Origin of the sequence: Pseudomonas sp. HB05 (assembly GCF_016756915.1) — a bacterium.
Lineage (GTDB): Bacteria > Pseudomonadota > Gammaproteobacteria > Pseudomonadales > Pseudomonadaceae > Aquipseudomonas > Aquipseudomonas alvandae.
The window spans coordinates 33,742-55,338 of sequence record NZ_JAESPG010000006.1 but is presented as its reverse complement, the minus strand read 5'-3'; the positions used below and the strand labels follow the sequence as shown (position 1 = coordinate 55,338).

Below are 21,597 nucleotides of genomic sequence, written 5' to 3'. Positions count from 1 at the left end.
CCCAAGACAAGCATAGACCCAAACACGTGCCTGACGACTGCCGCAGCCGCGTTATGCGAACAACCTCTTAAACGCCCGGACGAATCAGCACCTTGCCGCAAGCATGCGCGGTGGCCACTTTTTCCACGGCCCCACGTGCCTCGGCCAGCGGGAGCGTCGAATCTATAAGGACCTGCAGGTCGCCGGCCTGGAATTGTTCGATCGCCTTGGGCAGGAACGGCACTGCGGTCGAGAAGAATACGAACTCGCCGGCATGCTCGTCCCGGGACGTTATGTCGAAGTCCACCAGCGAGGCGATCCGGCCTCCGGCGCCCAACACATGCCAGGAGGCTTCGAGGGTGTCGTCTCCGAGGGTATCGAGTACCAGGTCAATATCACGCACGTGTTCGAGGCTCTGGGTCCTGTAGTCAATGACCTCATCGGCGCCCAGGCTTTTCACCCGCTCGATGTTTTTTGCAGACGCTGTCGCTATCACATGGCAGCCCGCAAGGTGGGCCAGTTGCACGGCCATGCTGCCGACGCCACCGGCACCGGCGTGAATCAATACGCGCTGGTTGCGTCGCAGCCGGCCGACCTCGAACAATGCCAGCGCCGCCGTGCCGTAGGCAGTGGGCAGGGCGGCGGCCTGCTCGAAACTCATCTGTGGTGGGATGAGACAAAGTTCCGAGGCGGCGATGACCAGCGCCCTGGCGAATGCTCCACCGGCACTCGGCGCGGTCCGGCCCACCACGCGGTCGCCCGGCTGGAGGTCGCTCACCTGTTCGCCGACGGACTCGACCACACCGCTGAAATCCGTACCCGGCACGTAAGGCAAATCGACTGGAAAGATAGCTTGCATGTATCCGGCAATAATCTTCACATCCAGCGGGTTGACGCTGGCCGCTTCGACGCGGACCACGACCTCGTGAGGTTGAATCGCAGGCAACGTACGTTCACCTTCCTCGACGACATCCGGGCTGCCGAAGGTTTTAATCAAAGCGTTTTTCATCAAGAGACTCCCCTTAATCCGCGTGTTATCAGGCTTGTGCAGGAAATTGACCGAGTTGGAGAAACAGGCCGAACCAGTCTTCCATGTGCCAGGTCGTGGTCAGCTTGGCGTTATCCAGCACGTGGAATTCATGGATGCGGAAACCGACCTTCGTGCCGGTGGCCGCGATGCCGAAAAACTCGCCTTGATGGGTCCCGGTAATTTCCGCGCGCACGCCGATTTTTCCGGGCTCCTGGACCATGTCGTGGACGGTGATCCGGACATCCGGGAAGGCTTGGACGAAGCTGCGGATGATTGGCTTGATGCCTTCAGGGCCAGGCACCTGGCCGGGGGCGAGGGGAATGTCATCCCACTGGGGCGAGAGCACATCGTCTACCAGATCGGGATTCTGTTCGTTGAAGGCTCGATACAGTGTCTCGACGGCTACGCGTTCACGCTTCAATTGTTCAGTCAGGTCAGGATTCGCTTGCATGATGTTCTCGCGGCGGTTGGGTTCGATGGCGAAATTGTCCGGTCGCGGGCTACAATCCGTCTAACAAATAAACGATATAGATGATTATTTGATTTATGGATTTTCACGGGATCGATCTGAATCTGCTCGTGGCCTTCGATGCGCTGATGAACGAGCGCAATGTCACGCGCGCGGCCGCTCGGGTAGGCGTGAGTCAACCGGCAATGAGCGCCGCCCTGGGTCGGCTGCGCACGCTCCTGGGCGATTCGCTTTTCGCCCGCAGCGCCGATGGCCTGCTGCCAACGCCGCGGGCCCGTGAGTTGGCGGAGCCGATCTCCCAAGCGCTGCGGCAGCTGGAAACTACCTTGGTCAGCCGGCCGGAGTTCGATCCCGAAAAAGCGTCAATGGTCTTCAAGCTCGGGTTGTCCGATTACCCGGCCTACGTGCTGTTGCCGCCGTTGATGGAGGCACTCGCCGAACAGGCCCCAGGGGTATCGCTGAATGTCCATGCGTTCAACGACCGGGACCATGCGGTGGATTTGCTCGACGCCGGCATGATCGACGCGGCCATCGGCGTGCCGCCTACCCACGCCGATGCCAGGATTCTCGGGCGCATGCTGCTCACGGACGAGTTCGTGACCATCGTCGCCAATGATCATCCGGTCGCACGACGTGGCATGACCCTGCAAGCGTACCTGTCGCTGCGCCACGTCCTGGTTTCTCCCGAAGGCGAACTGCACGGCGTCGTGGATCATGCCCTGGCGCAACTGGGTGAGCGGCGGGCGCTGGCGTTGACCCTGCCGCAGATGTTTGCCGTTCCCGCGTTGATTGCCCGCAGCCGTTTTACGGCAACGGTCCTGAAGCGCGTGGCGACAGGCGCATCGGGCAGCAGCAAGTTGGTGATGTTTGCTCCGCCCGTTGTGCTGCCGCACATGCAATTCGACCTGATCTGGCACAGGCGCAGCGACACGCATCCGGCGCAGCGGTGGTTCCGGGAGCTGATTGCGTCTGTCGCCGATACAGTGTGAAACCTCGCCAGGGCAAAGCCCCAAAAATGATGAAATAGGGATGGGACGTTTGAACGAACAGACATTGTCCATGCGCCTGGAGCGTGTGGCGGAGCTGGTGCCGACAGGGGCGCGCCTGGCCGATATCGGCTCGGACCATGGCTACTTGCCGGTGGCGCTTATCAAGCGTGGCGTGATCACGGCGGCGGTGGCCGGGGAGGTGGCGTTGACGCCGTTCCGTTCGGCCGAGCGCACCGTGCGTGAAAGCGGCCTGGAGGAGCGGGTTACCGTGCGCATGGCCAACGGCCTGGCGGCGATCGAGCCGGCCGATGGGATTACGGCGATCAGTCTGTGCGGCATGGGCGGCGAGACGATTCGCGACATCCTCGCCGTCGGCAAGGCTCGCCTCAGTGGTCGGGAACGCCTGATCCTGCAGCCCAACGGCGGCGAACAACCGCTGCGCCAGTGGTTGATGGACAACGGCTACCGCATCCTGCATGAGGACGTGCTGCGGGAGAACCGCTTCTACTACGAAATCATCGTTGCCGAGCGCGACGGGCCCGTGAAGTACAGCGCCGAGGCGCTGTACTTCGGCCCGTTGCAACTGCAAGCCCGCAGCCCGGTATTCCTGGCGAAGTGGCAACGCATGCTGCGCCTGAAGCAGAAGACCTTGGCGAACTTTGCCCGGGCGCAGCAAGCAGTGCCCGAGGAAAAGACCCAGGAGATTGCCCGGCAGGTCCGGTGGATCACCGAACTGCTGGCCTAGGCCGGCGGGATTGACCTCACTGTTGCGTCGAACCTTGTTTCAGCACCAGCATCCGATAGGTGCCCGAATCGCTCTCGATCCCGTGGGTGTCATGGGTGAACCCCGGGAATGACCGGTCGAAAGTCTCTAGCGCCTTGAGGTAGTTCAGCACTGGCCCGTCCAGGGGGCCGGCGTTTTCGCCTGGCATCAACAGGGGAATCCCCGGCGGATACGGCACGACACCCGTTGCCGCGATCCGCCCGGCAGCCTCGTCCAGTGTCACCAGTTCGACGTCGTTCCTGACCAGTTTTTCGTACGCTTGCACCGGGCTGAACTGTGCCTTGGGCAGCGTACCGAACGCCTTGGCCATCGCCGCGGTGGTCTTGATTTTTTTCATCGCGGTGAAGATTTCTTCGGCCAGGTCCTTGAGGCCCATCCCCGCGTAGCGCTGCTGGTTGGCGCTCAACAGGTCGGGCAGGCACAGCTCCAGTTCCAGGTTGGCATCGTAGTCACGCTTGAAGTCGAGCAGGGCGTTGACCAACGTGCCCCATTTGCCTTTGGTGATGCCGATGGAAAACAGGAACAGGATGGTGAAATCCGTGGTTTTCTCCACCACGATGCCCTGGGTGCCCAGGTAGGCGCTGAGTACGTACGCAGGAATACCGAAATCCAGCAGGTTGCCGTCGTCGCCCATCCCGGGGGTGAGGATCGAGACCTTGATCGGGTCAAGCATGCAATAGCCGTCTTCGATGTCACCGAAGCCGTGCCAGATTTCATTGGGGTGCAGCACCCAGCAGCTCGGGTCGGTCCTCAGCCGGGTCGGGTCGACCTTGTGAAACGGCATCGCCTGTCCATCCACCCTGATCGATGGCGGCTGCCAGCAGGAGAAGAACCAATCGTCCTGGCTGTGCATCTCGCTCTGCATGTGGGAAATGACCTGGCGGAAGGCGACGGCTTCCTCAATCGATTCGCTGGTGAGGATCTGCCCGCTGGGTGCCTCCATCATCGCCGAGCTGACATCGCACGAGGCCATGATCGCGTAGTTCGGTGAGGTCGAGGCGTGCATCATGAACGACTCGTTGAAGCGCCCATGGGGAATTGCGTTGCGGCCGTTGCGCACATGAATCATCGAAGCCTGGGACAGCGCGGCCAGCAATTTATGGGTGGACTGGGTGGCGAACACGGTGGGTTTCGACGGGTCGTGGTCGTCCGGGCTGCCATGCATGGCAAAGCGATCCTTGTACAACGGATTGAACCGCGCGTAGCCGTACCAGGCTTCGTCGAAATGCAGGCGATCGACGCTTTCGCCCAGCAGTTCCTCGACGCGCGTCACGTTGTAGGTCAGGCCGTCATAAGTGGAGTTGGTGATGATCGCGTGCACTGGCGTGGGGTCGATGTGACTCCTGACCAGCGGATTGCTCGCGATGGCCGCCTTCACGCCTTCGGCGCTCAGGGTCTGCGGCAGGATCGGGCCGATGATGCCGTAGCGGTTGCGGGTCGGCACCAGGTAGGTCGGAATCGCCCCGGACAGCGTCATCGCATGTTCGGCGGACTTGTGGCAGTTGCGATCGCACAAGGCAATCTGGTCCCGCGTCACGCTGGCCATCAGGATGACCCGGTTGGACATCGACGAGCCGTTGGTCACGTAGTAGGTGCGATGGGCGCCAAACACCTTGGCGGCATAACGCTCGCCCTGGCCGATGGGGCCACTGTGGTCGAGCAGCGAACCCAGCTCGCCGACGGAGATCGACAGGTCCGAGCGCAGCAGGTTTTCCCCGAAGAATTCATAGAATGCCCGGCCAGCGGTGCTTTTCAGGAACGCCGTGCCGCCGGCGTGGCCTGGTGTATGCCACGAATACTCGTAGTTGCGGGCGAATTTCAGCAGGGCGCCGAACATCGGCGGCAACACCGCCTGGCGATAGCGCTCGATGGCCGCAAGGATCCGTCCGCTCAGGAAGCGGCTGGTGTCTTCGGGCAGCCAGATGAAGTCGTCGGCGTGCTGCATGACGATCAGCGGCACGTTGGATGCGGTGCTGCGATCGCTGATCAGGAACACCGGCACACGGGTGTTGCGCTCGCGCAGCGTCGTGAGCAGGTCGATGCATTCACGGTGGTCGTCGCTGGTGTCCATTTCCCAACTGATCAATACGCACTGGATCGCCGGGTCGGAACTGAGGATCGACTTGGCGTCGCTCAGGGTTTCCGAGGTCAGCACGTTGACGGCGCGTTCCTCCACGTCGCTGATCAACTGGAGCAGGGCCCGGCCGAATACGCTGCGCTTGTCGGGTGCGTTGGAGACGAGCAAGGCCAGCATGCCCAATAGATTTCGATGTTCCGTCATGGCAGTGCCTCCAGGTTAGCCGCCTTCAAGTGGTTGACGGGAATCGCCTCGCCAACGATGTGCTGCGCCGCGACGGTCTGGGTCGGTACGCTGTTGTTCATGGCTTCCAGGCGAATCAGGCGGGTGTTGACGTAGCCGAACAGCGTGTAGCCGACGATGACCGCGACGCCGCCGAGCATCAACGCTTGTTCGCCCGAGCTGTAGAGCGCCAGGTAGCTGTAGGCCGCGGCAATGCCCGCGACGATGTTGGTCACCAGGGCCTTGTTCGCCGGCACATTGGAAACCTTTTGCAAGGTCACCAGCGTCGCCATGGAAAGAATGTACGGCACCAGGTTGGTGACCACGGCGAGGTTCACCAGGGTGTCGAACTGCTTGGCGAGGTCGGGGCTGATGGTCAGCAGCGCCATCGCGGTCTGCATCGCCAGCAGGATCAACATGCTGATGATCGGCACACCGTGCTTGTTGGCCTTGGCGAAGATCGGCAGGAAGTAGCCGGTATCCGCTGAGCTCTTGAAAACCTGTGCGACGGTGAATTGCCAGCCCAGGAGCGAGCCGACGCACGCCAGCACCATCAGGCCCATGACGATGTTGCCCACCAGGGGCGTGAACATCTTGGCGAACACCAGGCCGAACGGTGCGGTGGAGGAGACCAGCTCGGCGTTGTCGACGATGCCGGCGATGACGTTGGTCGAAACGATGTAGATCACGGCGGCGCCGAGCGTCCCGCCAAGGACGGCGATCGGCACGTTCTTCTCGGGATTTTCCACCGCGTCACCGTTGGCGCACGCCGACTCCAGCCCGAGGAACGCCCAGAGGGTGATCGCCACCGAAGCGCCCGCCGCTTCGTACCAGGTCTTGTCGTGGGGGTTCCACCCGGCCGCGTAGACGCTGCTGTCGAACCAGAACCAACCGACGGTCGAGACCAGCACCACCGGGGCAATCACGCCCCATACGGTGACGGCGCCGATCTTGCCGGTAATGCGTGCGCCACCGAAATTGGCGAAGGTGGTCAGCCACAACAGCGCGATGGTGGCCAGGCCAACCTGGACCGAGTCGAGCTTTATTCCAAAGAGCGTCTGGATATAACCGACGGCAGTGATGCTGATCGCCACGTTGGCAATCAGCAGCGAAAGGCCATAGGTGTAGTTGGTGATGTAGTTGCCGGATTTGCCGAAGGTGTATTCGGCGTAGCCGCCCATGCCGCCGGTCTTGCGACTGAGCATGCCGCAGCGGGCGAACGCATAGGCCAATGCCAGCGAGCCCGTGGCGGTGATCAGCCAGGACAGGATCGAGATACCGCCGACTTCGGCGAGTTTGGTGGGCAACAGGACAATGCCCGATCCCAGCATGTTGACGGCGGTCAGCATGGTCAGCTGCCCCACGCTCATTTTCTTGGCGGCTGACATTCCCTTGCCTCACAGACTTGAAGTGACCGGTTAAGTCATAGCAGAGGATTCTCAGTAAGCAAGAATGAGTCGTATCAGGATCTGGCTCTCGTTAGCGCTCAGGGATGAACTCGATGTATCGAATCATCCCGTGGCGAGGGTAATGCTGGTCACTCAAGGAAAACGATGGCCCCGTGGCGAGGGAGCAAGCTCCCTCGCCACGGATTGTGAGGTCCCCCGGGTCTACGACGATCAGCCGTCGAGCAAGGTCATCACCTCGGCACTGTAGCGCTCGCCGGCCACGGCGCCTTCAGGGCCGAAAATGGCGTCCAACTGGTTCAAGTCATCGTCGCTCAGGAAAACGCTGGCGGCGGCGACGTTGCTTTCCAGGTACCGACGCTGCTTGGTGCCCGGGATCGGGATGACATTGCTTCCCTGGGCCAGCACCCAACCCAGAGCCAGTTGCGCGGCGCTGATTTGCTTCTGCTCGGCCATGGCCCGGACGCGTTCGACCAGCTCGAGGTTGCGATAGAAGTTATCGGCCTGGAAACGCGGGTTGAAGCGCCGATAATCGTCAGCGGCAAAATCCTCGGGGGTTTTCAGCTCGCCCGTCAGGAAGCCGCGCCCCAAAGGGCTGTAGGCGACAAAAGCGATCCCCAGGTGCCGGCAGGTGTCGAGCACGCCGTTGTGTTCCGGTTCCCTGGACCACAACGAATATTCGCTTTGCACCGCCGCCAACGGATGCACGGCGTGGGCTCGTTGGATGGTCTCGGCGCTGGCCTCCGAGATGCCGATGTGGCGGACCTTGCCGGCCTTGACCAGCTCGGCCATGGCGCCGACCGTTTCCTCCACCGGCACCTGCGGGTCGATGCGGTGTTGGTAGTACAGATCGAGGTAATCGGTGCCGAGGCGCTTCAGGCTGCCTTCGATGGATTGGCGGACATACTCGGGGTGACCGTTGACGCCCCGAGCATGGGGATCGTCGCTGCGCACCAGGCCGAACTTGCTCGCCAGATAGATCCCTTCACGTTTACCGCGCAGGGCCCGTCCGAGCAGTTCTTCGTTGGTGTGCGGTCCGTACATGTCTGCCGTGTCGAACAGCGTCACGCCCAGCTCCACGGCGCGGTGGAGGGTGGCGATCGATTCTCGCTCGTCGGTACCGGTGGTGTAGAAATCCGACATGCCCATGCAGCCCAGGCCGATCGCGCTGACGTGTGGGCCCTGATGGCCGAGTTGGCGGGTGATCATGATGATTTGACTCCTTGGATTGAACGACCAGCGCAGTCTCAAGCAAGGGATTTTCTGGATAAACCCGCGATTTTTGGTTTAACTATTCGTAATTTCTAAACAGTGGAAGGCATCGATGGACCGATTACAGGCAATGCAGGTGTTCCGGCGCATCGTCGAGCTGGGCGGGTTTGGCAAGGCGGCCGACGACCTGGGGCTGCCTCGCGCCACCGTCAGCCTGTTGATCCAGCAATTGGAAAGCCACTTGGGCGTGCAACTGTTGCAGCGCACCACACGGCAAGTGCGCGCCACCCTCGATGGCGAAGCCTATTACCAGCGCTGCGGCCAGTTGCTGGATGAACTGGACGACCTCGAAACCTCGCTTTCGGCGCAACGCAGCCAACCCCGTGGCACGTTGTGCGTGGACATGCCCATCGCCTTCGGTTGCACCTGGATCGTGCCGAACCTGCCGGATTTCTATCGACGTTATCCGCAGCTCCAGCTGGACATCGGTTTCCACGACCGGCAGGTACACCTGCAACGCGAGGGCGTCGATTGCGCCATCCGGGCCGGGAATATCACGGATCAGGCGCTGGTGGCGCGACCGGTCGTGCGATTGCACCAGGTGACGTGTGCCAGCCCTGGCTACCTGGCTCGCTCAGGCACGCCCCGACGGTTGGAAGAACTGTCGGCCCATAGCGCGATCGCCTTTGCGTCCGGCAATGGGCGGTTCTTTCCGTTCGAATTCGAGGTGGCGGGGCGGGTTCGCGAGATGCAGCTGCCGGGAGATCTGATCCTCAACAATGCCGATGCCTATGTGGCAGCCTGTGAAGCCGGCTTCGGCTTGATCCAGGCGCCGCGTTACCACGTCCAGCGGCAGTTGGCCGAAGGGCGATTGGTGCAAGTGTTGAGCGATCATCCCGTGCCGTCCTGGCCGATTTCGATGGTTTATCCGCCCCATCGACAGCTGTCGCCCAGGGTGCGGGTGTTCATCGACTGGGTCATCGAGTTGCTGCATGGCGCGGCGGATGCCCAAGGCACCTTGATGGTGAGGGTCTAGGGAGCCGCTCGGCTTAGGTGACTGGATCCAAAGCTGGCGAACCCGGCCTGACGGGCTATTTTAGAAGGTGCCCGATTTTTTGGAGTTTCCTTCGTCATGGCGAGGTCCAGCATGAACCACTCATACATCGACACGGGATCGGCCGCGCGCGCCGGTACCGGGAAATCCTTCGTGGACCTGGATGGCTACAACAACACGGCGGGGATAGCCGTGGCCCCGGATGGCAAGATCTGGCTGGCCGGGATGACCGGGGTGAACAACCCGGACCAGGAATACGAAGGCTATAGGGCTTCGCTGATTCGGCTCAACGCCGACGGCACGCTCGATACCTCTTTCAGCGACGACGGCAAGACACTGCTTGCCCGCGATGTCTACCCGGGGGAAGGCTACAGTGCGACCGTCCAGCCGGACGGCAAGTTTCTGATGGTTTATCCGCAAACACCTTCATCCACCGTCGCCATGGTTCGCCTGAACCTCGACGGTTCGGTGGATCAAAGCTTCGGCGTCAACGGCACTGCCTCGGCGCCGGCGGCATGGGGAGATTTCGCCGGCGCGACTGTGCAACCGAATGGGAAGATCCTCGTTTCCAATTACGACTCCTACGAGAGGCTGTTTTCGGTCAATCGACTCAACGCCGATGGCACGCTCGACACGGGTTTCAATGGCGGCGATTCAGTGAATTTCACCGTGCCCGATCTCACGGCACCGGAAGGTTTTGGCCTCACGCTGCAAGCGGACGGGAAAATCCTCGTGCCGGGTTACAACGGTAACTTCGTGGTGGCGCGATTGAATGCCGACGGTAGTCCGGACAGCAGTTTCGGCACGGACGGCACCGCAGACATTTCGGTCGCGGGCCTGGCTGATTCGATCCGTGTCCAGGCCGACGGCAAGATCCTGGTGGCGGGTAGCGTCCAGTCAGACGGTACGGGGTTTGACTTCAAAATCATCAGGCTGAATCACGACGGGACCCTGGACACAAGCTTTGGCGATGCTGGCGTCGCGGTGTTCGACCTGGCCGGCGACCGGGATTCGGTGCGGGACATTGCCGTGCTGGAGGACGGAAAAATCCTCGTGACGGGACAGAGCACGTATTACGGCAACTTTGATTTCAGCCTCATCCGGCTTAACCCCGACGGCACGCTCGACACCACCTTCGGTGCACTTGAGGGCGTGTTGCCGCGTATCGACGGGGGGCAGGGCGATGATGTCCTGTCAGGCACTTATGTCCCGGAACGACTCAGCGGCCACGACGGTGACGACCTGCTTGACGGCGCGGGGCAACGGGACGTGCTGGAGGGCGGCGCCGGTGCCGATGTCTTTCGGATCAACACGATCGGCGACAGCTATCGCATCGACGGCCAAGTCGTGAGTGATCGCATTGCCGACTTCGACGCCAACCTGGATCGCATCGATTTGACGTCGCTGGGGTTCAGCGGGTTCGGCAATGGATTGGACGGAACCCTGGCGGTGCAAGTCAACGAGGCCGGGACGCGAACCTATCTGAAAAGCTTCGAACCGGACTGGCAGGGGCATCGTTTCGAACTGGCCTTGGACGGCGACCTGACCCAGGCCCTCAATGAGACCAACGTGATCTTTGCGCCGCACCTGATCCAGGGCACGGAATCGGCCGATCGCTTGGTGGGCTCGGTGGTCGGCGACCGGATCATCGCCGGGGCGGGCAACGATGTCGTTTCGGGCGGCAATGGGCACGATGTCATCGAAGGCGGCCAGGGACGTGATGTGCTCACGGGCGGCGAAGGTTCGGATGTCTTTCGCTACGACGCCCTGGCGGACAGCTTTCGCACGGCCGACGGCAACTTCCAGGATCGGATCACTGACTTCAATCCGCTCACCGACAAGATCGATGTGTCTGCGTTGGGCTTCACCGAGCTCTGGAGCGGTTACTACACATCGCTGCGAGCGGTGGTCAGCGAAGACGGCCAGCGGACCTACCTGAAAAGCTACAACGCCGATGAAGAAGGACGGCGATTCGAGATCACCCTGGAGGGCAATGTGGCTTCGCAATTGAGCGACAATAACTTCATCTTTGCTTCCGGCGAGGACGCTTCTGCCGAGTTTCAGCTCCTGGGCGTAGCGGCACCGGAGCAATTCGGCTAGACGACCGGCCATCCCGTGTCCTGGTCCCCGATTGTCGCCGGGGACTGGATCCGAAAACATTCTGGCCAATTGCTACACGCCCCTGTCCGGCATGATCTACGCTCCAGAGGAGGGTTATCCGGGCAGGGGGTTTCAATGCGAAGCGCACCTGAAAGCAGTCTGAAGAAAGCGCTGAAAGCCTGCCGGGAGAGTTTCATTTCTGTCGGGTTTTTCAGCTTTTTCATCAACGCGCTGATGCTGGTCCCGACCTTCTACATGCTCCAGGTGTATGGACGCGTGATCACCAGTGGAAGCCTCACGACCTTGGCGATGCTGACGCTGATCATGACCGCCCTGGTGATTACGCTCGGCTCCCTGGAATGGATTCGCTCACGGATCATGGTGCGGGTCAGTACCCGCCTGGATGTGCTGCTCAGTCGCCAGGTCTACAGGGCCAGCTTCAAACGGGCCCTGGACAGTGGCGGGATGGATGCGTCAGCCCAATCCCTCAACGACTTGACCGGCTTGCGGCAGTTTCTTTCAGGTAACGGGTTGTTCGCGTTTTTCGATGCGCCCTGGCTGCCGATCTATATCGCTGTGATGTTTCTTTTCCATCCCTGGTTTGGCTGGGTGGCGACAGGCAGCGCGCTGTTGCTGCTGGCGCTCGCCGTGCTCAACGAGCGGCTGACGGGACCGGCGCTGGCCCAGGCCAACAAGGAGCATATCGGGGCCACGCTCCACACGACGAAGAATCTGCGCAACGCCGAAGTCATCGAATCCATGGGCATGCTTGAAACCCTGATGGACCGTTGGGGACGGCGGCAGCGCAACGTGCTGCTCCTGCAGTCGTTGGCCAGCGACCGAGGCGCCATCATCAGCACGCTTTCGCGGACCTTCCGGCTCCTCGTGCAATCGCTGGTACTGGGGCTCGGGGCGTACCTGGCGGTGGACCATCAAGTGGGGGCGGGGCTGGTGTTCGCGGGATCGATACTGCTGGGGCGCGCACTGGCCCCCATCGACCTGATCATCGGCAGTTGGAAGGGGTTTATCGCCGCGCGCTCACAATATGGCCGCTTGAACGACGTTCTGGACAAGCTGCAAGCGCAACCCGAGCGCATGTCTCTGCCAGCGCCCCAAGGGCATGTCCAGGTCGAAAACCTGGTTGTCGCGGCGCCGGGCTCCAGGACGCCGATCATCAAGAACATCAGCTTCAGCGCGCCGGCCGGCTGCACGGTCGGCATCATCGGCCCCAGCGCGGCGGGAAAGTCGACCCTGGCCAGGGCGTTGATCGGCGTTTGGCCGCCGCAACACGGGGTGGTTCGGCTCGATGGTGCGGACATCAGCGCCTGGGACAAACAGGAGTTGGGTCCCTATATCGGTTACTTGCCCCAGGACATCGAATTGTTCGAAGGCACCGTCGGCGAGAACATCGCCCGTTTCGCCGAGGTCGATTCGGCGAAAGTCATCCTGGCGGCGATGACCGCCGGGGTCCACGAGATGATCCTGCTGCTACCCGACGGCTACGACACCGTCATCGGTAGCGAAGGCATCATGCTCTCGGCCGGACAACGCCAGCGCATCGGCTTGGCGCGGGCGCTGTATGGAAGCCCGCGACTGATCATCCTCGACGAGCCCAACTCCAATCTGGACGATGTCGGCGACCGCGCCCTCGCCGGTGCCGTGCAGCAGCTCAAGCTGACTGGCGCGACGTTGTTCGTCATTACCCACCGGACCAACATCGTGTCGCAGCTTGACCGGTTGATGGTGTTGAACGCCGGTGTCATCAGCATCTATGGGCCTCGCGAGCATGTCCTGGCCGAACTCAACGCGCAGCGACAGCAGGCACAGACGCCAGCCGTGCCCGCAACCTCCGGCGTGGCTTCGGTCGATGCCGGCAAGGGTGATTCCGATGAACCCTGTGGTGCCCAGTCGTCAAATTGAAAGCTTCGCCGACCTGCCAACAGCCGACCACAAGATACGCCGCCTCGGTGTGATTATCGTCGGGCTGATCTTCGGCCTGTTCGGCACCTGGGCGGCCTTCGCACCGCTCGATGGTGCGGCGTATGCGCCAGGTGTCGTCACCGTGCAGGCCTATCGCAAGACCGTCCAGCACCTGGAAGGCGGCATCGTCAAAGCGGTGTTGGCTCACGACGGCGACGTCGTCAAGCGGGATGATCCGCTGATCATCCTCGACGATGCGCAACTGCGTTTCGAATACGAGATGACCCGAAGCCAACTGATCGCCGCCAAGGCCATGGAGGCGCGGCTGATTGCCGAGCGGGACATGGCCTCGACGGTGGGCTTTGGCGACATTACCGAGCCTGAGAATGTACGGGGAATGGAGGCGCGCCAGGGCGAGCGCCGGGTATTCAGCGCCCGGCAGGGCTCGCGCCTGGGCCAGATCGCCGTGCTGCGCGAGCGCATTGGGCAGTACCGCCAGCAGATCAAGGGCCTGGAATCGATGGTCGGCACCAAGGTCCAGCTGGAGAGATCCTACAGTGGCGAAATCGGCGAGCTGTCCGAACTGCTCAAGCAAGGATTCGTCGACAAGCAGCGCTTGCTCGAACAGGAACGCAAGTTGGGATTGTTGCGTTCCGAGGTCGCCGATCATCGCTCGACCATCGACCGCACGCGCTTGCAAATCAACGAGACACAGCTGCAGATCCTGCAGATCGACAACGAGTTCAGCGCCGACGTGGTCAAGCAACTGGCCGAGGTGCAGACGAAGATATACGACCTGCAGGAAAAAACCTCGGCCCTGGAGGATCGGCTCAGCCGCATAGTCATCCGCGCGCCCGAGGCGGGCATGGTGATCGACATGACGGTGCACACCATCGGCGGCATCGTGCGGCCAGCGACGCCGTTACTGGACATCGTCCCGTCGATTTCCGACCTGGTGATCGAAGCCCAGGTGGCGCCGGTGGATATCGATCGCATCGCCATCGGCAAACGGGCCGACATCCGTTTCGGCGCCTTCGACAGTGCGACCACGCCAGTGATCGAAGGCGAGGTCAGCAGCGTGTCGGCCGACCGCACGACCAACGAAAAAACCGGGACGGCCTACTACCTGACGCGAGTGCGAGTGACCCAGGAAGGCGCGCGGACCCTGGGCCAGCGCAAATTGCTGCCGGGGATGCCGGCGGATGTGTTGATTATCACAGGGCAACGCACGCTGCTGCAGTACTTGATGCAGCCGGCTCGCAATGCTCTTTCCCAATCGATGATCGAGGAATGACCATGGTTGCGTCGGCCGCTTTGCTGGGCAGTGTCTGGGCGTTGGCGGTAGGCGTCGCCGTGGCGCAAACCGAGGTCGCGGTGCCCACCGAGGTAAACGCCTCGACGTATTCCACCGACCTCATGCAGTTGTATCGCGAAGCGCGGCTGGAGGACCCGCACGTGATCGCCTCCTATGCGCAGGCAAAGGCGGGAACCGAGCACCAGCGCGAGGCGATGGGCGCACTGCTGCCGCAACTGTCGTTCAATGCCGGTTCGAATCGGATCCATCAGGAAAGCGACCTGGTGCAACGCAGTTTCGACAGCGAGAGCTACGGCCTGGTGTTGCGCCAATACCTCTACAACAAGGCCGCTTGGGAGAACTATCAAAAATTCAAGAGCCTGGCCCGGCAGTCCGAATCGCAAGCGCAGGACACCCAGGCCGAAGCCTCCGTCGAACTGGCGCAGCGCTATTTCACCGCGTTGGCCGCCGAGGACGAATTGGAACTGGTGAGGGCGGAGCGTCGCACCACGCAAAAGAGCCTGGACCGGGTCAATGCGTTGTACGAGAAACAACTGGCCTTGATCACCGATCAGCTGGACTTGAAGGCCCGGGTGGATCTGCTTTCAGCGCAGGAACTGGACGCCCGCAACCAGGCCAGCCTCAGCCGCGAGGCGCTGGCGGAGATTGTCGGTCGACCGGTCAAGGAACGGCTCAACCGGGTCCGCGGTGATCGGCAATTGCAGGTGTCGGCGCAGAGCCTGGAGAGCTGGGTTCGCGATGGCATCGCCTTGAATCCGGCGCTGAAGGCCAACGAAAGCGGCGTCGAAGCGGCGGGTGCGGCGTTGCGCAGCGGCAAAGGCGGGCATTATCCGACCCTGAGCCTGAACCTGAGCGCGCAACAAACCAACGAGGGCTACAACAATTCGCTGGCCCCCCGCACCGACAGCTACGTCGCGGGAATCGGCCTGCAAGTGCCGCTGTACAGCGGCGGATCGACCTCGGCGCGGGTCCGTGGGCTGTATGAGGATCAGGTGGTCGCCGAGCAGCAGATGGAAGCCGTGCGGCGGCGGGTGGTCAAGGAAATCACCAGTGCCTACCTGACTGCCAATTCCAATGGTGAAAAAATCGGTGCGAACCGGTTGGCGCTGGAGTCGGCGCAGCTGTCCAGGGTGGCCGCGGAAAAAGCGCTGAGCTACGGGATGGTCAATTCAGTCGATGTGCTGGCTAGCGTACGCAACGAGTTCCGTGCCCGGCGGGATCTGCTCAAGACCCAGTATGATTTTCTCAGCAATGTCCTGACGCTCAACCGCTGGGCAGGCAGACCGCCGGCCGACAGCATCGAAAATGTGAATGGGTGGTTGAGCCCCGGCAGCGCTGGACAGGATTTTCGTTGATCGAAATCCCCCCGCGCGTTTCTCTCGTTTGGCTGATGTCCGTGGCGAGGGAGCTGTCGGCGGCTTCAAGCGGACGGCATTTCTGCCGTGAAGCCGCCTTCGCGAGCAGGCTCGCTCCCACAGGGAAACGGGACAACGCTGCCAATAATGCCGATTAATTGACGTCATCATCGTAGTTACCAATGCTGATACACCGCTCGTCGATTAATTGACGAGTCAGGAACGATGTAATCCCGCTACCCATTTCCCATTACCAACGTTATCTCATTGATTTTCTAGCCGATTCTCAAGTTCTCCTTAAAGCCTTCTTCCTGCGAGTGCCAAGCCGCGTCACCTAACGCCCGCGTGCGGAACCGGCGTTGCGTTACGCTGGCCTAGACTCAGCCTACGGACTCGAGAGCAACGCATGATCATGTGTAAGTCGTTGATAACTATTCCTGTTTAGATGGTTTCAATGGTCTTGTTCGGCTTCCTCACACAGGCACATCCGCCGCTGGTTCACAGGACGAACCCCACCGTTTGTTGTTCAGGGGGGTATCAATATGAGACCGGACCACAGGGACCCCATACGTGTGTTATTGATCGACTGTCGCCCCCTCGTGCTCCGAGGCCTTCACGACCTGATCAATGCCAGAAAGCCACAGATGGAAGTGAGCGGCCAGGCGTCTACCTACACCAACGCCCTGGATCTGGCCGACCAGTTGCGGCCCAACGTAATTTTCTTCAGTTTCTTTCCGGACGCGCTCAATCCGCTAGAAGTTGTTGCCGGGCTTACCCGCAGTGCCGAGATGAAAGTGCTGGTACTCAAGGGACTCTACGAAGCCGTCCCGGTTGCCCAGGCGATCGAGGCCGGTGCCCGTGGCGTGGTGCTGGCCGAGGACCCGACCGAATCGATCATCCGCGCGATCATCAAGGTTCATCACCGTGACAGCGGGTCGGACAGGGCCTGGGCTGGAGGCCTCTCAGGTTATGCCTCGATCGGCCACGTACCCACCCAGTGCAACCTGGAGCAGGCGAAACAGGCGCGACTGACACTGCGGGAGAAAGAGCTGATCCGAGCCATCGTCGGCGATCCGTCCGCCAAGTACATCAGCATCGCGGGACGCCTGGGCATCAGCGAGCACACGGTGCACAACCACCTCAGCAACATCTACCAGAAGCTCGATCTCATCAATCGGATCGACTTGCTGATGTACGCCCTCAAGCATGGGCTGACCCATAACGAGGAGCCGCCCGAGTCTACTTGGGTCGAGTTGGACTGAGCCGGGTCGGACAGATGAGTTGATTACCAAAACAATGCGGGGAGGCTTACCAGGCCCCCCGCATTTTTCATGCGTGCGTTACAGTCAAGCGGCGCCCAGCACCACATCACTGCTGAGCAGGTCCACGCCGACCAGCGTGATGGTGGTGATCTGTCCTCCCGTCTCGGCGACCGTCACGATGCTGTCGGCTCCGGCGTTGTCGATTGACTGCACCACCGCGCCCTGATCGCCGTCGAGCACCAAGGTATCGCGCAGGTTTTGGCTGACATCGAAGCCGGTGACCTGGTACGTATTCTCGGTGAATGACAGGTCGACGTTGAAGGCATCGTGCTCGCCGCCCGTGCCTGCCAGCGTGTAGCTGAACAGCGCGTCGTCGGGATTATCGGCGAAGAGGTTGGCATCGAAGGCGCTCGTTGCCGTGTCACCGTCCTTGTCCGTCAATGTCGCGTTGAAGCTCAACTGGACATCGCTGGCCAGGTTCTCGGTTTCCTGGATGAACTGGATCACCGGGATCTTGATCGCGCCACGGCCCATCGTGAGCTGGACGGCGTCGATCATCGCCGTGCCCTCGCGCTCGATGTCGAAGGACACCTGTCCGCCGGCCTCCGGCGTCAGGGTGTTCACCTCGATGAGATTGGAGAAGGTGCCGTCCTCGTAGTAGATCCGGAAATACAGGTCTTCGGTCGCGGTGTTATAGCCGGCCACGGAGTTGTCGATGAAGATCTTCATGCCCGAGACCAGGCTTTCCGGGTTGATCACGAAGCTCTCATCCGCCGCGCCGATCGCCACCAGGTTGTCGCCCTGGAGCAGGTTGTTGGAAACCCCGATGCCGGAGGTGCTGACGTTCATCGCCGCCGGGTCGATGTATGACGGCAATGGCGTGGTTTGCAGGGCGGCTTCGGTGGGATCGGCGAGTCCGACGCCGATGCCGGCGAGGATGTCCGTCGGCGAGGCGAGGGCTTTTGCCGAGAAGAATACGATTTCCTCGGAGGCAGAAGGAATGGCCGGGTTATTGGTTTCCGGGATCAGCAAGGTGCGCACCGGATCCGGGCCGCCTGCACCGAGGGAGCCGTCCGCGCTGCTGCGCACGATGGTCGAACTGAAACCCTGCACCAGGTCCAGCGCGTAGCTGCCATTGGCGTAGGCGGTGAGTGTGTAGTCGACCGAGGTGTCCGCGGTGGCGGCATTGTTGTCGAAGTCACCGGTCAGCGTGCCCGCGAAGTGGTAGGCGCCGTTGCCGTCCGGGGAGGGCGCCTGTTCGGTGAGCGTACCGGTTCCGGTGGTGGTCGTGTCGTCGGGCCTGACCAGGGTGAACTGGCCGTTCACCAAGGAAATGTCCAGACCGGCCGCACCGAGTCCATCGGCACCGGCGGACTGGTTCCAGAAGCCGTACTGCGGCAGGACGCTTCCGGTACCGATCAGGTTGCCGAACGCGACGGATGGGCCGTCGTCCTCGAATACCAGGTTCTGGCCGATGTTCAGTGTCGCCTGGGCGCTGTCGCCGTCCTTGTCGGACTTGATCGCCGTGAGCGTGACCAGGTTGTCCGAGGACAGGCTTTTAGCGTCATCGGGGTTGGTCGGGTCGGGATGCACCATCGCCCGGATCTGGTCCAGCGTCACGTCGCCATTAGCGGCGACGCTGACGGTAAACGCCAACAGGTTGGTAGTGGCCGTTCGGCCTTCCACCACATTGCCATTGAGCGACAGGTTGATCGCTTCGCCCGTGGCCGTGTCGGTCATGCCGGAAGGCCCCGCCACCACGCCCAAGGCGTAGGTCAGCGTGCCGGCGCCGTCGGCGCCATACGCTGAGAGAAAGTTGGCGGCGAAGTTCTGCGTGGCATTGGTCGCCAATACGGTCTCGTCTACTGTCAGCGTTGGTTCCGTACCCGTGGTGCTGACGCTGGGGCCGTCATCCTTGAACGAGAGGTTCTGGCCGATGTTGAGCGTCGTCTGGGCGCTGTCGCCGTCCTTGTCGGTGATGGTTGCGGTCAGCGTGACCAGGTTATCCGAGGTCAAGGTCTTGGCATCGTCGGGATTGTTGGTGTCGGGGTGCACGACCGCCCGGATCTGATCCAGCGTGACGTCGCCATTGGCGGCGACGCTGACAGTGAACACCAGCGCATTGGTGGTGGCCGTGCGACCTTCCACCACTGTGCCGTTGAGGGACAGGTTGACCGCTTCGCCCGTCGCCGTGTCGGTCAGTCCGGAAGCGCCCGCCACCACGCCCAAGGCATAGGTCAGCGTGCCGGCACCGTCGGCGCCGTAGGATGGATTGAAATTGGCGGCGTAGTTCTGGGTGGCGTCAGTCGCCAGGGCCGTCTCGTCCACCGTCAGCGTTGGCTCCGAGCCCGTCGTATTGACGCTTGGACCGTCGTCTTTGAACGAAAGGTTCTGGCCGATGTTGAGCGTCGCCTGGACGCTGTCGCCATCACCGTCGGTCTTGGTCGCCGTGAGTTTGACCAGATCGTCGGAGGTCAGCGTCGTGGCGTCATCGGGATTAGTGGTATCGGGATGCACCACGGCCCGGAGCTGGTCCAGCGTGACATCGCCATTGCTGGCGACGCTGACCGTGAACACCAGCTCATGGGTCGTCGCCGTTCGGCCTTCCACCACCGTGCCGTTGAGGGACAGGTTGACCGCCTCGCCGGTGGCGGTGTCCGTCAACCCGGAAGCGCCGGCTACCACGCTCAGGGCGTAGGCCAGCGTACCGGCCCCGTCGGCCCCGTACGCGGAGACGAAGTTAGCGGCGAAGTTTTGCGTAGCATTGGTGGCCAGGACGGTCTCGTCCACCGTCAGCGTGGGCTCGGTGCCGGTGGTGCTGATGCTGGGTCCATCGTCTTCGAAGATGATCTTCGAGCCGATTTCGGTTTTAGCCACCGACGCCTGGACCAACGTGAAGCCACCGATATCGAAGTCAGCGTGGTTATTGCCCTTGGCATCGAGCGCTGCGCCGTTTTCGATCAATACCCGATTGTGGTCCGCCGTCGTGGTGTATTCGATCTGGTAGCCGGCCTGGACCCCGGTGATGGTTGCTACCCCAGAGGCGAAGCTGATGACGATGCCCGCGTCGTTGGCCGTACCGTCCGAGTTCTCGACGACCACACCCGTGGCGATGTTGATGACGCGCACGTTGGTAATCGCCACGGAGGCATCACCGACATAACCGTTGACGAAATTCGTTCCGGATTCCGCCGCGGTGCTGAAGGCGCTGATCTTCACCACCGCCGTCTTGCCGCTTTGCAACTGCACCACGTCGAAGTTGGCCATCTTCGTATCGAAGACATCGGTGAAATCGATGTTGGACTCCACGTCCGCTTCGTTCTGGTCAAGGTTGGGGATGGTCATGTCCTGCCGGGCACCGGTGACGAAGGAGTAACGAATCCCTTCCTGCTCGACGATCATCTGATTGTTGGTGCCGAACGTGGTCGGCCCACCAGCCTGGCTGGTATTGATGGTGTCGCCGGTATTGATATTAACGCCGGTGGACTGGTCGGCCGGGTTCTTGCCGGTGGCGATGATGGTGGGCTCGGTGATCCGCAGCACGCCGTCGACCAGCTCGGTCGTCGGATTCGCGGTGGTGAACATCAGGAACAGATTCTGGCCGGAGGGGGCGTTGGCGAGACTGAATTCCAGGTCCTGGCTGGCACCGACGAAGACTTTGTCGAGCAGATTGACCGCGTCGTCAGGGTTGGTGGTGTCCGGTTGCGCCAGCGGTTGGTAGAGCACGGTCCAGATCTTGCCGCCGGTGGCGGTTTCGTCGATGTACGCGGCGAAGACAATCGCACCGCTGGGTCCGCCGGCCCGACCGAGGACGATGTTGTCGTTGGTATCGGTGTACAGAAGGATATCGGCACCGCTGAGCGTATCCAGCCCACTGTCGACGCCATTGAGCGGCGCACCATCGCTGCCGACGAAACTGATGCCGGTGACAACGGCTCCGGGGGCGGCGTTAAGGGTGAAGGCATCGCTGCCGGTGTTGCCTACCGCGCCGGTATAGCCACTCAGGGCCGCGCCGGTCGCCGTGCCAGCGCCCAGTGCGGTCAGGCGACTGGCGAAGGTCGAAGGCAGGGAAGCCACCAGGATGTCGTTGTCGTCGGCATCTCCCAACGGGGCGGGCGTGGCGGTGGCGTTCTGCAAGTTGGCGGTTTCGTCCAGTGTTACGTTCACGCCGGTTGCCACGACGCCCAAATCGTCGGTGGCGCTTGCCGCGTCTAGCGAGGTCGGATCACTCAGCAGTGATGAGTCTTGCTCGCGAATAGTCATGACTTTCTCCAGAGCATGCGGTCATCAAGGCCTGACCGTTGACCATTGATCGCAACTATGGATAAGCGCGGGGTGATTGCGCATCGGCCGATACTCCCAAGCGGTGCAGGAGTTTCGGACTAGGACGGTGATAGGCGTTGCAAGCCGGGCCAGGAGGCTC

At 61.8% G+C, this 21,597-nt stretch carries 14 protein-coding genes; 8 read left to right on the top strand and 6 right to left on the bottom strand.

What is annotated here, in order from left to right; all coding sequences use genetic code 11:
* Window positions 1-67 precede the first annotated feature (67 nt).
* Both JMN22_RS08495 and JMN22_RS08490 read right to left on the bottom strand, forming a co-directional pair.
* Window positions 68-988: an NADP-dependent oxidoreductase gene (locus tag JMN22_RS08495; protein WP_198796797.1), complete on the bottom strand. Its 921-nt coding sequence runs from the start codon at window positions 986-988 to the stop codon at window positions 68-70.
* 28 nt (window positions 989-1,016) lie between these two features.
* Window positions 1,017-1,460 carry an ester cyclase gene (locus JMN22_RS08490; protein ID WP_198796798.1) on the bottom strand — a complete coding sequence of 148 codons (444 nt, stop codon included), beginning with the start codon at window positions 1,458-1,460 and terminating at the stop codon, window positions 1,017-1,019.
* Window positions 1,461-1,555: 95 nt separating this feature from the next.
* Here JMN22_RS08490 and JMN22_RS08485 point away from each other — a divergent pair, with 95 nt between their 5' ends.
* Both JMN22_RS08485 and JMN22_RS08480 read left to right on the top strand, forming a co-directional pair.
* Window positions 1,556-2,467 carry a LysR family transcriptional regulator gene (locus JMN22_RS08485; RefSeq protein ID WP_198796799.1) on the top strand — a complete coding sequence of 304 codons (912 nt, stop codon included), beginning with the start codon at window positions 1,556-1,558 and terminating at the stop codon, window positions 2,465-2,467.
* Window positions 2,468-2,516: 49 nt separating this feature from the next.
* Window positions 2,517-3,212 (top strand): tRNA (adenine(22)-N(1))-methyltransferase, encoded by a 696-nt coding sequence (locus tag JMN22_RS08480; RefSeq protein WP_198796833.1) that lies wholly within the window; start codon window positions 2,517-2,519, stop codon window positions 3,210-3,212.
* A gap of 16 nt (window positions 3,213-3,228) precedes the next feature.
* Here JMN22_RS08480 and JMN22_RS08475 read toward each other — a convergent pair whose 3' ends face one another.
* The 3 genes from JMN22_RS08475 to JMN22_RS08465 all read right to left on the bottom strand — a co-directional run bounded on the left by JMN22_RS08475 (window position 3,229) and on the right by JMN22_RS08465 (window position 8,165).
* Window positions 3,229-5,532 (bottom strand): Orn/Lys/Arg decarboxylase N-terminal domain-containing protein, encoded by a 2,304-nt coding sequence (locus tag JMN22_RS08475; protein WP_198796800.1) that lies wholly within the window; start codon window positions 5,530-5,532, stop codon window positions 3,229-3,231.
* Window positions 5,529-6,938, bottom strand: coding sequence for a putrescine-ornithine antiporter (gene potE, locus JMN22_RS08470; RefSeq protein WP_198796801.1), 1,410 nt, complete (start codon window positions 6,936-6,938; stop codon window positions 5,529-5,531). The genes JMN22_RS08475 and potE overlap by 4 nt, the downstream gene beginning before the upstream one ends.
* Window positions 6,939-7,169: 231 nt before the next feature.
* Window positions 7,170-8,165: an aldo/keto reductase gene (locus JMN22_RS08465; protein WP_198796802.1), complete on the bottom strand. Its 996-nt coding sequence runs from the start codon at window positions 8,163-8,165 to the stop codon at window positions 7,170-7,172.
* Window positions 8,166-8,280: 115 nt separating this feature from the next.
* Between JMN22_RS08465 and JMN22_RS08460 the strand changes: the two genes are divergently transcribed.
* The 6 genes from JMN22_RS08460 (at window position 8,281) to JMN22_RS08435 (ending at window position 17,174) form a co-directional block, all read left to right on the top strand.
* Window positions 8,281-9,204, top strand: a complete 924-nt coding sequence (locus JMN22_RS08460; protein ID WP_198796803.1) for a LysR family transcriptional regulator — start codon at window positions 8,281-8,283, stop codon at window positions 9,202-9,204.
* A gap of 111 nt (window positions 9,205-9,315) precedes the next feature.
* Window positions 9,316-11,322, top strand: a complete 2,007-nt coding sequence (locus JMN22_RS08455) for a M10 family metallopeptidase C-terminal domain-containing protein (RefSeq protein WP_198796804.1) — start codon at window positions 9,316-9,318, stop codon at window positions 11,320-11,322.
* 135 nt (window positions 11,323-11,457) lie between these two features.
* Complete coding sequence (locus tag JMN22_RS08450; protein ID WP_198796805.1) at window positions 11,458-13,242, top strand: type I secretion system permease/ATPase; 1,785 nt, start codon at window positions 11,458-11,460, stop codon at window positions 13,240-13,242.
* A complete protein-coding gene (locus tag JMN22_RS08445) occupies window positions 13,211-14,536 on the top strand; it encodes an HlyD family type I secretion periplasmic adaptor subunit (protein ID WP_198796806.1) in 1,326 nt (441 codons plus the stop codon). The genes JMN22_RS08450 and JMN22_RS08445 overlap by 32 nt, the downstream gene beginning before the upstream one ends.
* Before the next feature lie 2 nt (window positions 14,537-14,538).
* Window positions 14,539-15,912 (top strand): TolC family outer membrane protein, encoded by a 1,374-nt coding sequence (locus JMN22_RS08440; RefSeq protein WP_198796807.1) that lies wholly within the window; start codon window positions 14,539-14,541, stop codon window positions 15,910-15,912.
* A gap of 542 nt (window positions 15,913-16,454) precedes the next feature.
* Complete coding sequence (locus tag JMN22_RS08435; protein WP_198796808.1) at window positions 16,455-17,174, top strand: response regulator transcription factor; 720 nt, start codon at window positions 16,455-16,457, stop codon at window positions 17,172-17,174.
* An 84-nt stretch (window positions 17,175-17,258) separates the two neighbouring features.
* Here the strand turns inward: JMN22_RS08435 and JMN22_RS08430 are convergent, their stop codons facing one another.
* On the bottom strand, window positions 17,259-21,437 hold the full coding sequence (locus JMN22_RS08430; protein ID WP_198796809.1) for a DUF5801 repeats-in-toxin domain-containing protein: 4,179 nt from the start codon (window positions 21,435-21,437) through the stop codon (window positions 17,259-17,261).
* Between the last annotated feature and the right edge of the window lie 160 nt (window positions 21,438-21,597).